The organism is Nautilia sp. PV-1, from assembly GCF_004006315.1.
GTDB classification, from domain to species: Bacteria; Campylobacterota; Campylobacteria; order Campylobacterales; family Nautiliaceae; genus Nautilia; species Nautilia profundicola_A.
Map to the genome: position 1 here is coordinate 1,565,426 of NZ_CP026530.1, position 12,384 is coordinate 1,577,809.

Consider the following 12,384-nt stretch of genomic DNA (forward strand, 5'->3'; position numbering starts at 1 on the left):
TATTAAGTTCTATATTCGGCGTTTATTTTTACGTATTCATAGCTTAAATCGCACCCGTAAGCCGTAAATTCACCCTCTCCGATACCCAAATCGACACTTATTTTAAAAGAATCTTTTTTCATTACTTTATGGGCTTTTTCTTCAGTTTCAGAAGTAAAAAGTATATTGCCTCTGTCATATACCAAAACGTCGCCTATTTTTATACTTAATGTATCTTCACTGCATTCCACTCCGCTGGCTCCTATAGTCGACGCAATTCTTCCCCAGTTCGGGTCTTCTCCGAATATTGCTGTTTTCATAAGCAAAGAGTTAGTAAGTGCTTTTGCGGCTCTTTTGGCTTCTTTTTTATCTTTGGCGCCTTTAACTTCAAATGCCACCAGTTTCGTAGCCCCTTCTCCGTCTCTTACGATATCGGTTGCAAGTTTCAACATAACCTGCTTTAATGCTTCTTTAAACGCTTCTTGGTCATAATCCCCCTGTGACGTTGTCATTAAAAATACACTGTCGTTTGTAGATGTGTCTCCGTCCACACTTATAGCGTTAAAACTTTGTTCGTTTATTTCCGAAAGAATATTTTTCATATCCTCATCAGGTATATCCGCATCAGTTGTTATAAAACAGAGCATTGTTGCCATTTGAGGGTTTATCATCCCGGCCCCTTTGGCAACCCCTCCTATTTTAAACTTACCGAATTCACCCTCAACTTCAAAAGCAATTTCTTTTTCAAAACTGTCTGTTGTCATTATTGCTTTTGCGAATTTGTTAGAATCTTTTTCGTTAAAATCAAATTGATCAATTGCCTTTTTTATTTTGTCCTTGTCTATTCTTACGCCTATAACTCCTGTTGAACTCATAACAGGATTTTTGACATCAATTTTTGTACCCAGATATTCCAAAATTTCTTCAATATCTTTAATTCCGCCTTCTCCGGTCATTGCGTTAGCGTTTTTTGAGTTTGCAAGTAAAAAATTTGTGGTTTTAATACCTTTTCTTAACACATATTTTAAAGGCGCTGCCTGAAATCTGTTAGTTGTAAAAAGATATGCTACTTTCATTTCTTTTCCGCTTCTTATAAAACCCACATCAAACCCGTCTTTTTTAAATCCCGCGTTTACTCCACCTGCAAATATACCGTCAACGGCACAGACACCTCCGCTGATTGGTGTGATTCTAAATTTTTTCTCCATTTTTTCTCCCTTCACAACTTATCTACTTACCTACTTATCTTATATAAAATCTATTTCTTTAGGTTTAACTGAACTTCTGATTACTTTTCTGACTTTACGCATATCTTTTCCCGTACCTATTACAAGCAGCACATCATTAGGTTTCAAAACTACGTCGCCTTTAGGTATCGGTATAAACTTACCGTTTTCCTCTTTAATCCCTACAACCGTTACATTAAAAAGCTCTCTTAAATGAACTTCTTTTAATTTTTTATGTGCAACCCATGATTTCTTGCTGACAGTGATTTCTTCAAGATCCAAAGGCGTATCTACAGAATATACAAACTCTTCGAGAATATTTTTAACATCAGGATCAACAGTGACTGCCGTCATTCTTTTGGCTATTAACTTGGTAGGAGAAAGAACTTCGTCAGCCCCCAATCTCATAAGTTTTTCTATTTCTTCATCGGAATTCGCCACTGACAGAATATAATACGGATTTCTTTTCAAATCTTTTTCATAAAGTCTTACGCTGCTGACTACCGCTATATTATCCGTAACACTTTTAGAAAGTGTAATTACTCCTCTCGCACTGCTTAAGTGAGCTTTTTTTATTGCAAGGGTTGTATGGGGATCCGCATTAATAAAATAAGGATATTTATATTTTTTTGCAATTTCTTCCAGATTGTCGTTATTATCGATAACAACGAAAGGTATATGTGCTTTTCTGAGTTCTCTGGTTAACTCTATCGTATAGTTATTGTGATAGCATATAACCATATGTTTTTTAAGCCTTGCAATTTTATAAAGCATTCTATTCTCCTTAAACAGTGCGATTAAACGTCCTTTATTTATTACGTCAACAAGTATACCTACAGCATATGAAAATACAGCAAATCCCGCAACTATCAAAAATATCGTAAACAATCTTCCAAAAGGTGATATAGGAGCAATTTCACCAAATCCAACCGTTGTAAAAGTAATACCCGTTTGATAAATAGCATCTAAAAGTGAAAAATTATCTATCCAGATATATCCCAAAGTTCCGAACAGCATTATTAAAATAGTTAAAATAACAGGTATTCTGAAAGGTTTTAATTCACCCCATAATTCAGAAGAAAGATCAACTTCAGGTTTAGGACTTCTTTGCCAGTGAAGTGTAGTAGCTAGTTTTTTGAGAAAATCCTCTAAAAAAGAGTCTTTATTCATAATGACCCCGAGAGGGGAGCTTTATACTGATTTTTTCAAGCTTCTAAGACAGCTTGTACAAATTTTAACTTTTCTGCTAACTCCGTTAATTTCGATTCTAACGCTTTGAATGTTAGGATTGAATTTATGTCTTGTTTTTTTGTTTGAGTGGCTCACTCTGTTCCCGAACTGAGGACCTTTACCACAAATTTCACATTTTCTTGCCATTGTGTTTCCTTTATTATAATTTAAGCGCTTTATTTTTTAAGTTTGAAATTATATCAAATTTTTATAAAAAACAAATTTTGTTTTATCCTTGAAAAAAGGAAAAGCTTAGTGAAGCTCCTCGTTTAATTTAACTTCTCTTCTGCTTCTGAATGCTACCATTTTGCCTTTTGTAGTGTCAAATCTGTAATGAATCCCGTTTAATCCGGCAAGTTCCAAGCCTTTAAAGTATTCTTTATATCCTACTTTCCATTCTGGATTAACTTCTTTTATTTTATTAAATTCATCTTCGCTTATCCATATTTTAGTTCCTTCAAGTACTGCAATACCCGCATCTACGATACATCCGTCCCCTACAGGTATACCTGTAACGCTGTTAGCTCCGAGAAGAGTGTTTCTTCCGATTGTAATAGGGTTGCCGTTTGTTCCGCTGAGTACTCCAAGAATAGAAGCTCCCCCACCGACATCGGCACCTTCTTTTACGACGGCAGATGAAGAAATTCTACCCTCAACCATAACAGGGCCTTCTGTCCCTGCATTAAAGTTGATATAACTCGCCCCAGGCATAACAGTAGTTCCCGCGGCAAGCTGGGCACCCATTCTAACTTTTGAAGTATCTAAAATTCTTGTATTATCGTCAGGTATGATATGTGAAAGGAATCTTGGGAATTTATCTACATATTCAACTTCAGGATATGCGTCTTTAAGTTTTAATTCTATTTCGTTTTCTCTTAAATAATCAAGTTCGATAGGAACGTTTCCTACCCATGCACAGTTAGTAAGTATACCGAAAGCTCCGTTTAAGTTAACGCTTCTCAGCGCCGCTTTTCTTGTTGAAAGAGCATATAATTTTAAATATACGGCTTCTACGCTTTTAGGAGCTTCGTCTTCAAATAAAAAGCAGATTCTGTAATTATCCATAACCTCATCATCAAATATTTCTTTTAAAACTTTTAATACCTGGATATTTTTATGTTTGTCTCCCTCTGCTTCTTCGACTAAGTCTTTTCCGAACAGCTCAAGTGCGGTATCAACAAATTCTTTTGTAACATCCGCTACGAATTCGCTTGAATTAAAATCCACTTCCACGCCGTTTTCAAAAAGACTTCTTATAAACACGGCTGCACTGCCGAAATTTTCATTCCAGTTTATTACAGGATATGTGGCCTGAAGAACCTTCTCACGGTTTACCTGACCGAAATCAACCCTTGCAATACCGAATGCAAACGGCTTTTTATATCCTTGTATGTTTTCTACAAGATTTTCAAACATAAATTATCCTTTTTTATTTGAATTATATCAAATTTCTATATCTTCCTTAGGCTCAGAGAAATAATATCCCTGAAAACAGTCTATTCCGAGATTTTTTAAATATTCAAATATTTCTTCGTTTTCAACAAACTCGGCAATCACCTGCATATTAACCTCTTTTGCGAAATTAACTATGGTATTTACGACAATTTGAGAATTTTTATCTTCTAAAATATTTTTAATAAGACTGCCGTCAATTTTCAATCCGTCGGCACCTAAAGAAAGAAGATAATCAAAATTTGCATATCCGCTTCCGAAATCGTCTATTAAAATTTTACATCCGAAACTTTTTAACTGCTGAATAAATTCATAAGCGTTTTTAGAATTTTTAATATCTTCACTTTCAACGATCTCAAAACTTATTTTTTTAGGATTTTTAAATCCTTTAAGTTTTTGAATAATAAAATTTTTTATATTATCGTTTTCCATATCAAGTGTGCTCAAATTCACAGAAAACTCTGTACCGTTTTTTTCGAATTTTTTGAAAGATTTATCAATAACCTGCTTTGTTATTTCAAAATATAGTCTTGATTTTTTAGCAACATTTAAAAAGAAATAAGGGCTTATAACATTTCCGTCTTCATCAATAAGTCTGACCAACGCCTCATATTTACAGATTTTTCTGTTTTGATCATATATAGGCTGATAAAAAGGTATTATTTTATTATGTTCAATTGCAATTTTAAGTTTTTTAAGCCAAATCAAATGTTCTTGATAAGAATCTCTGATTTGATCAGCTTCACTGCAAAAAGCTATGTCTTTATTTAATATTCTTGTTGCATCCAGTGCTGAAAGCGCTCTCATAAAATTACGCTTAGTATATGCAATTCCGGCCCTAAATTTAACTATTATTGAATAATCATCTATATCATAAGGCTCTTCAAGTTTTTTAATAAGGTTTTTAGTCAATTCGTAAATTTCGTCTTTACTGATATTTTCCCTTTGCAGTATTACAAATTCATCTATTTTAATATGAAAAGTACGGTAATCTCTTAACCTTTCAGCAACCTGTTTAATAAGTTTATTGGCTATCTCTTCACCGTAAAAATAATTTATTTCTTTAAATGAATCTATATCGAGAAGAATTAAAGGATAATTTTTCCTTTTTATAATTTCAATAAGTTTTTTTCTGTTAGGAAGACCTGTAAGCTCATTATAATAAAGACTTTTATATAATGTTTTTTGATAATTTTTTAATGATTTTACTACACTATTTATACCCTTTTTAATAATATCGAATTCAAAAAAATTCATCTTAGCCTTAAAAGGCCTGTATATATTTTTTGCAAGTTTTGTTTGTAAATATTCGTTAATATTATCAATATCTTTAAATATAAGTTTGTTAATTCTGGTAAACAGTACAATTCCCAATAAATATAAAAACAGCAAAAACAGTGAAAGTTTTAAAAACAGTATATCTACTTTATGCTTAATTTCACTAAAAGGTATTTTTATCGAAATAATTCCTCTTATCTGTCCTAATTTATATCCAAACGCCCTGTCACCATATATTTTTTCTATTTTATTAAGAAGCGGTTTAGGTATGTCTTTTTTAGGCCCGTGACATTTTAAACAGCTTCTGTCGATTTTAAGAGGATATGCATAAAACAGATGTTCAGACTTTATATTTTCGTGACCCCTGTGAATTTGAAAAAATTCTTTTGCATTCGGATGAGATTTAAAATAATAAATGGCAGTCAGTTCATGTTCGTTCGGTTTGTTTTGAGGATCTCTATATTTATCTGAAGTCTGTTTGACATACAGATGCTCTTTCATTTGTATTGTTTTGGCTATTTGACTGACGGCGTAAGCCGGTGTTAAAGAAAAAGGATGAAATTTTTTGTTTTTAACTTCTACAAACGGAGCAACTTTTGCCAGATATTCTCTTGTATATAATAAAGTATGGGCAAGAAGTCTTGCTTTTTGTATTTCCTGTTCAATAATAAAAGACGATATAGATTTATATAAAATAAAAAGAAGAGTTAATAACCCTACCCCTGATAAAATAAATGATTTTATCATTTCATTTCTAATTTTTTTCAAAAACGCCCTTTAATCATCATTCAACAGTAACGGACTTGGCGAGATTCCTAGGCATATCCACGTCATTTCCCATCCTTACGGCAACTTCTAAAGCCAAAAGCTGAGTAATAACCATCATTTCAAAAAACTCTATCATAGGATGATCCGTATCGTTTATTTTAACAAAATCATCTGTCATTTCAATAAAATCGCTTGCTATCGTCAGAACCGTCGCATCTCTTGCAACGAGTTCTTCAATATTAGCTTTTGTTTTTTCATAAAGAATGTTTTTACTTAATAATGCTACCACAAAAAGCTCTGGATCCGCAAGTGCAATTGGACCGTGTTTCATCTCTCCTGCCGGATATCCTTCTGCATGAATATAACTTATTTCTTTAAGTTTTAGAGCCCCTTCAAGCGCTAAAGGGAAAAATATATCCCTGCCTATAAAGAAAAACCCGTGCCCATGCAGGTATCTTTTTGAAAGTCTTTTGATTTTTTCATGTAAAGCGCTGTCGACTTTTGTGGCCTCAATTGCCCTGTTTATGGCATCAAACTCATTTTTTCCGCCTAAATAGTTGCTAAGCATCCATAGAGTCATTACCTGTGTGGCAAATGCTTTGGTGGAAGCAACTCCCTTTTCTATTCCGGCCCTTAACAGAACTGTTTTATCAGCAACCCTTACGATAGAAGAATTGTCCACATTGCAAAGCGCAAGTGTTTTAAGTCCCGCCTCTTTTGCCATTTTAAGAGTTTCAAGGGTATCGGCTGTTTCTCCCGATTGTGAAATAACTATAAAAAGAGTATCTTTAGTCAAAAGAGGCTCACGATATCTAAGCTCGCTTGCAACTTCTACATCCACTTTAATTTTTGCGTTTCTTTCTATTAGATATTTTCCCACCAGTCCGGCATGATAACTGGTGCCGCATGCAGAAATAATAATATTGTTTATACCGCTAAAAAATTCTTTTTCTAGCTCGTCAAATTTTATACCTTCATCAGTATTTCTTCCTAAAACTGTCTCTTTTAACACCTCATGCTGTTCATATATCTCTTTTTCCATATAAAATCTGAAGCCCTGCTTTTTAGCAGACTCTTTATCGCTCGGCAAATCTTTAAATGCCGGAGAAACAATCATATCATTATTAAAAATATGTATTTCATTTTTATTTACATAACCGTATTCACCGTCATCCAGATAATGCGCCTGGGAAGCATGCCCTATAAGGGGGGCGTCCGAAGAGGCAAAATAGATACCTTCTCCGTCTTTTGCCACTATTAAAGGAGAGCCTTTTTTTGCAAAAAATATTTTTTCGGGTTCTTTTTTGGTAATAAGAAGAATTGCATAAGCTCCTTCAATTTTATGAAGCATTTTTTTAAACGCTTCAAAAGGATCTCCGTTGCAGTAATATTCAAAAAGTTTTACGATAACCTCGGTATCGGTTTGTGAAACGAAATTGATATTTTTATTTTCCAGATATTTTTTAATTTCCTGATAGTTTTCAATAATTCCGTTGTGTACAACGGCACTGAAAGCTCCTGTCTGAGGATGTGCGTTAATTTCTGTCGGTTTTCCGTGTGTCGCCCATCTGGTATGGCCTATTCCTACTTTAGGGTTTTTAAATTTTATCTGATCAAGTTTTCTTTCAAGGTTTTTCAGTTTGCCTACGGCTTTTATAATTTTTAGCTCGTTTCCGTCTATAACTGCTATCCCGGAACTGTCATATCCCCTGTATTCAAGCTCTTTAAGTCCTTCAATAAGATACTTTTGAGGATTTTTGACTCCCGTACACCCAACAATCCCACACATTATTTAAATTCCTTGTTATAAAAATAATTAGTGGCCTCTATAAACCCTTTTACGCTTCCGCAGTCAAATCTTTTTCCTTTAAATTTATATGCTATAACCATACCTTCTTTTGCCTGTTTAAGCAAAGCGTCCGTCAGCTGTATTTCTCCTCCTCTGCCAGGTTTGGTAATTCTTAAAAGATCAAAAATATCAGGTGTAAGTATGTATCTTCCTATTATCGCCAGATTACTTGGGGCCTTGTCAATTTCAGGCTTTTCTACCATATCGTCGACCATATAAACACCGTCTTCAATTTCTTTTCCGGCTATCACGCCGTATTTGTTAACTTCATCTTTCGGCACTTCTTCAATAGCCACAATAGTACATTTAAATTTAGTATAAAGTTTTACCATTTGCGCAAGTACATCCCCCTCGCATAAATCATCGGCTAGCACCACGGCAAACGGATTATTTCCGATTAACGGTTCTCCCGTAAGTACCGCATGTCCGAGTCCGAGCATCTCTTTTTGTCTAACGTATGTAAATGTACATTTATGTATCATCTCATTTGTTTCATGTAAAAGCTTGGCTTTGCTTGAGTCTTTTACTTTTTCTTCCAGTTCCGGAGAAAAGTCCAAATAATCTTCAATTGCTCTTTTGTTTCTTCCGGTAACAAATCCTATTTCATTTATACCTGCATTCATACACTCCATTATTCCGTAATGAATCAGAGGTTTGTTTACAACAGGCAGCATCTCTTTTGGTACGGATTTAGTAGCAGGTAAAAATCTCGTTCCGTATCCTGCAGCCGGAAATAAAGCTTTTTTTATCATCAATTCTCCTTTAAATCACATTTTAACGATAATTCTATTAGTTTTTGAGCCAACTCTTTGCTTTTATCGATAACATAAACGTTATGATTCGAATAAAATTCTTTTTCAACATCAGAATCCGTTAATACAATTATATTCAAATTAGGGTTAATATCCAGTATGTTTTCGACTATCATATGCGTATGATCTTCGTTCTGGGTTGTTATAATTACCGCGCTTGCGTCTTCAATATTTAAACTTTCAAGAACTTTTTTATTCGCGGCATTTCCGAATATAACGTTATCCCCGTTTTTAAGACCTTTTTTTACTTCTTCAATCTGCTTGTCTATAGCCACATAAGGTATTCCGGCATTTGTAAGTTTTTTGGCAACTCTTTGACCAATTTTGTCATATCCGATTAAGATAATATGACCTTTAACTTCTGCTGGGGCTATTTCAAACTCTTCAAAATCCTGCAGATCTTTGTCAAAAATATCCGCTATTTTATAAATATACCTGACAATAAACGGAGTAAGCACCATAGAAATAACCGTAGCAACAACAAGTTTTTGTAATAGATCGTTTTCAACAAGATTATGTTTACTCATTAAAGCAAAAATTACAAAAGCAAACTCACCTATCTGGGAAAGAGTAAAAGCGGTTTTGATAGCTATACGGTTATGTTTTACAAAATATTTAAGCATTATGTAAATAACTCCGGCTTTTGCAAACATAAACGCTAACGTCATTATTAAAATTGTAAATATGTTATTTATAACGAAATGTATATTTACCATTAAACCTACAGATATAAAAAACACCCCGAGCAAAATATCTCTAAAAGGCACAAGATCGGCTTCAATCTGATATTTATATTTTGTTTCACTCAAAATCATACCTGCCAAAAACGCCCCTAAAGAATAACTAAGCCCAAAAAAATGTGCAATTTCGGCAGCCGTTAATACTACCAAAAGAACGGTTGCTATAAATATTTCATCAGATTTCGTTTTTGTGGCGTGCGAAATTACAAACGGAGCGATATATTTCCCGTATACCCATATAAAAGCCCCTAGCGCCGCAAATCCACCAAGCGTTTTTAAAATAAGCTGAGTTAAATCGGCATCTTTGTTTACGATAATAGATATCGCTATAAGTATTGGAATAACCGCAATATCCTGAAAAAGAAGAATCCCAAGGGAAATACGTCCGTAAGGTTTTGCAATTTCCCTGTTTTCATTTAAAAGCTTCAAAACTATTGCGGTAGAACTTAACGCTATCGCGCTTCCGACTATAAATGCTATCCTTACATCAAGCCCTAATGCAAGCCAAAAAAACAGCCCGAAAAATCCGCTCACAAGTGTCATTTCGGCCAGTCCAAAACCAAAAACCTCTTTTTTCATTGATTTCAGTTTATCAGGTGAAAACTCGAGCCCTATCATAAACATCAAAAAAACAATTCCCATTTCAGCAACTATTTCAATCGTATGTTTGTCTATATCAAAAATATTGCTGACAATTATTCCGGTAAATATGTATCCTATAATAGGAGGTATTTTATATTTAGCAAAAGGAATATTAAAACTGAGTGCAATAAAAAGTAAAACAATTACAATCAACACAGGACTAACCATTAACCGCCTTAATTAATACTTTTCTCTCCCTCGGCCCGTCAAATTCAACCAAAAATATCCCCTGCCAGTCTCCTAAAACCACTTTTGCATTATCAACTATAAGAGTTAAATTACTTCTTAAAAAAGCGGCTTTTAAATGTGCTCTCGCATTTGAATGAGAATAGTCTCTGTATGGAACGACATCTTTAAGCATTCCAAGCAGATCCCTTCTTAAAGTGGCGTCGCTTTTTTCAAAAATAATTATGCTTGCAGTTGAATGAGGGCAAAAAACTGTTACTATTCCGTTTTTTACACCGCTTTTGATAACTGCTTCTTTAATATCTTCGGTAATATCGATTACTTCGGATTTGTAATTCGTTTTAAATGTTAATTTCTGCATTCTTTCTCCTTTTTATTTGAAATGTTTTTTTCATCCGTTTTATGTAAAAAGTCTTTTAAAAGTTTATATTCTTTTTTATCAAAATACCTGGTTTTCCCAGTCGGAAGCGCATTAAGACTCACCCATCCGTAAGAAAGCCTCTTAAGATCTACCACTTCGCTTCCGAAATTGGCAAAAAACCTCCTAAGTTCTCTGTTTTTCCCCTCTCCAATTGCTACTTTTAGCGTAGAGTATTTAGGTGAGTTTTTAATAATCTGTGCACTTAAAAAAGGCTTAAGAACCATCTTTTTAATATTACTCTCTTCATGCGCTCCGGCATCGCCGACCTCAACGCCTTCTTGCATGGCTTTTATCATGTCTTCGGTAACTTCGCCTTTGATTTTCAGTTTATACACCCTAGGCAGATCCGAATTCATAAGCGCATGCGCGACTTTCGGTGAATCCGTTAATATTAAAAGCCCTTCACTGTTAAAGTCCAGCCTTCCCACAGGTATAAAATGTCTGTATTTTTTCGGCAGAGAATCATAAATAGTTTTTCTGCCCCTGTCGTCTTTTTTTGTTACTAGTTCGCCTCTTGGTTTATTGTAAACAATACACGTATATTTGGTGCTTTTTTTAACGGGTCTGCCGTTAACGGCAACTTTGTCGCCTTCTTCAACTTCAAAGCCCGGTTCTTTAACTATCGCGCCGTTAACTTTGACACGTCCGTCAAAAATCAGCTTATCCGCTTCTCTTCTGCTGTAAGTCGTATGATGACTTATAAATTTATTTAATCTCACTTTTTTCCTTTATTTCTATTCATAAATCTTTTTCCATCCCTTTATCCTCTTTTCCTTCTCTCTTCCTCTTCACCACTTATCCACTTCACCACTTACCTACTTCACAACTTATCCGCTTATTATTTAATTCCCGCTTCCACCAAATCGTGAATGTGTATAACCCCGGCTATTTTTCCATTTTCATCAGTTACCGGTAAAAACTGTATTTTATTGTCTTCCATGTATTTTAACGCATCCGCGGCCAAAACTTCTTTATTGATTGTTTTTGGATTGTGGGTCGCAAAATTTATAGCTTTTTCTTTTAAATCAAACTTTTCGCTCATCATAGCTCTTCTTAAGTCCCCGTCGCTTAAAATAGCTTTTACTTTATCGTTATCTACAAACAAAACATGCCCGAGTTTTCCTTCGGTCATTTTAATAATAGCTTCTTGAAGCGTATCGTTTTCATCAGCAACAGGGAATTCTTTTTTCATCAAATCCTTAACTTTTACAAAGAGTTTTTTACCAAGACTCCCTCCCGGATGAAACGAAGCGAAATCTTCTTTTGTAAAGTTTCTTTTTTTCATAAGGCATACGGCAAGCGCGTCACCCATAGCAAGAGTAAGTGTTGTGGAGCTTGTAGGAGCTATATTCAAAGGACAGGCTTCTTTATTTACGTGAATATTTAAAACAACATCGGCATACCTTGCAAGCGTAGAATCCTCTCTTCCGGTCATGGCTATTAAAGGCACTTCGAATCTTTTAATATGAGGCAAAATTTTTATAAGCTCTTCGCTTTCACCCGAATAGCTGATAGCAAGTACCGAATCGTCTTTGGTAATCATACCAAGATCGCCGTGCAAAGCTTCAGTTGGATGTAAAAAGAAACTAGGAGTCCCCGTACTCGCCAGTGTGGCAGCAATTTTAGAACCTATAAGCCCGGATTTACCTACTCCCGTTACGATTAGTTTGCCTTTAGTATTATATGCGATTTCTACAGCTTTTTCTATTCCCTCAACAGTTGCGTTTAAAAGTTCGTTTGCTTCTATTTCAAGCACTTCTCTTGCTATTTTTTTAAAATCCACCTGTTTCCTTTTTAATTA

Annotated in this window: 11 protein-coding genes; all 11 read right to left on the reverse strand. The window is 34.6% G+C overall.

Annotated elements, in window-relative coordinates; genetic code table 11:
* Positions 1–2: 2 nt before the first annotated feature.
* Positions 3–1,187, reverse strand: coding sequence for a bifunctional glutamate N-acetyltransferase/amino-acid acetyltransferase ArgJ (gene argJ / locus C3L23_RS08190; RefSeq protein ID WP_127681651.1), 1,185 nt, complete (start codon positions 1,185–1,187; stop codon positions 3–5).
* A 39-nt stretch (positions 1,188–1,226) separates the two neighbouring features.
* Positions 1,227–2,375: a TrkA family potassium uptake protein gene (locus C3L23_RS08195; protein ID WP_127681653.1), complete on the reverse strand. Its 1,149-nt coding sequence runs from the start codon at positions 2,373–2,375 to the stop codon at positions 1,227–1,229.
* Positions 2,376–2,396: 21 nt separating this feature from the next.
* Positions 2,397–2,582, reverse strand: a complete 186-nt coding sequence (gene rpmB / locus C3L23_RS08200) for a 50S ribosomal protein L28 (protein ID WP_127681655.1) — start codon at positions 2,580–2,582, stop codon at positions 2,397–2,399.
* Between the two features lie 105 nt (positions 2,583–2,687).
* Complete coding sequence (locus tag C3L23_RS08205) at positions 2,688–3,851, reverse strand: 2,3,4,5-tetrahydropyridine-2,6-carboxylate N-succinyltransferase (RefSeq protein WP_127681657.1); 1,164 nt, start codon at positions 3,849–3,851, stop codon at positions 2,688–2,690.
* 27 nt (positions 3,852–3,878) lie between these two features.
* A complete protein-coding gene (locus tag C3L23_RS08210; protein ID WP_127681659.1) occupies positions 3,879–5,933 on the reverse strand; it encodes an EAL domain-containing protein in 2,055 nt (684 codons plus the stop codon).
* 16 nt (positions 5,934–5,949) lie between these two features.
* A complete protein-coding gene (glmS, locus tag C3L23_RS08215; RefSeq protein WP_127681661.1) occupies positions 5,950–7,722 on the reverse strand; it encodes a glutamine--fructose-6-phosphate transaminase (isomerizing) in 1,773 nt (590 codons plus the stop codon).
* Complete coding sequence (galU, locus tag C3L23_RS08220) at positions 7,722–8,534, reverse strand: UTP--glucose-1-phosphate uridylyltransferase GalU (RefSeq protein ID WP_127681663.1); 813 nt, start codon at positions 8,532–8,534, stop codon at positions 7,722–7,724. Before galU ends, glmS begins: the two co-directional genes overlap by 1 nt.
* Complete coding sequence (locus tag C3L23_RS08225) at positions 8,534–10,144, reverse strand: cation:proton antiporter (RefSeq protein WP_127681665.1); 1,611 nt, start codon at positions 10,142–10,144, stop codon at positions 8,534–8,536. Before C3L23_RS08225 ends, galU begins: the two co-directional genes overlap by 1 nt.
* Positions 10,137–10,523: a secondary thiamine-phosphate synthase enzyme YjbQ gene (locus tag C3L23_RS08230; protein ID WP_127681667.1), complete on the reverse strand. Its 387-nt coding sequence runs from the start codon at positions 10,521–10,523 to the stop codon at positions 10,137–10,139. Before C3L23_RS08230 ends, C3L23_RS08225 begins: the two co-directional genes overlap by 8 nt.
* Positions 10,511–11,302, reverse strand: coding sequence for a pseudouridine synthase (locus C3L23_RS08235; RefSeq protein WP_127681669.1), 792 nt, complete (start codon positions 11,300–11,302; stop codon positions 10,511–10,513). The genes C3L23_RS08230 and C3L23_RS08235 overlap by 13 nt, the downstream gene beginning before the upstream one ends.
* A 119-nt stretch (positions 11,303–11,421) precedes the next feature.
* The gene (locus tag C3L23_RS08240; RefSeq protein ID WP_127681671.1) at positions 11,422–12,366 is read right to left on the reverse strand and encodes an SIS domain-containing protein; all 945 of its coding nucleotides are present in this window, start codon (positions 12,364–12,366) and stop codon (positions 11,422–11,424) included.
* Between the last annotated feature and the right edge of the window lie 18 nt (positions 12,367–12,384).

Coding starts and splice junctions, on each gene's coding strand:
- C3L23_RS08225 (WP_127681665.1), bottom strand. CDS start 10,144: ATGGTTAGTCCTGTGTTGATTGTAATTGTTTTACTTTTTATTGCACTC.
- rpmB (WP_127681655.1), bottom strand. CDS start 2,582: ATGGCAAGAAAATGTGAAATTTGTGGTAAAGGTCCTCAGTTCGGGAAC.
- glmS (WP_127681661.1), bottom strand. CDS start 7,722: ATGTGTGGGATTGTTGGGTGTACGGGAGTCAAAAATCCTCAAAAGTAT.
- galU (WP_127681663.1), bottom strand. CDS start 8,534: ATGATAAAAAAAGCTTTATTTCCGGCTGCAGGATACGGAACGAGATTT.
- C3L23_RS08195 (WP_127681653.1), bottom strand. CDS start 2,375: ATGAATAAAGACTCTTTTTTAGAGGATTTTCTCAAAAAACTAGCTACT.
- argJ (WP_127681651.1), bottom strand. CDS start 1,187: ATGGAGAAAAAATTTAGAATCACACCAATCAGCGGAGGTGTCTGTGCC.
- C3L23_RS08230 (WP_127681667.1), bottom strand. CDS start 10,523: ATGCAGAAATTAACATTTAAAACGAATTACAAATCCGAAGTAATCGAT.
- C3L23_RS08205 (WP_127681657.1), bottom strand. CDS start 3,851: ATGTTTGAAAATCTTGTAGAAAACATACAAGGATATAAAAAGCCGTTT.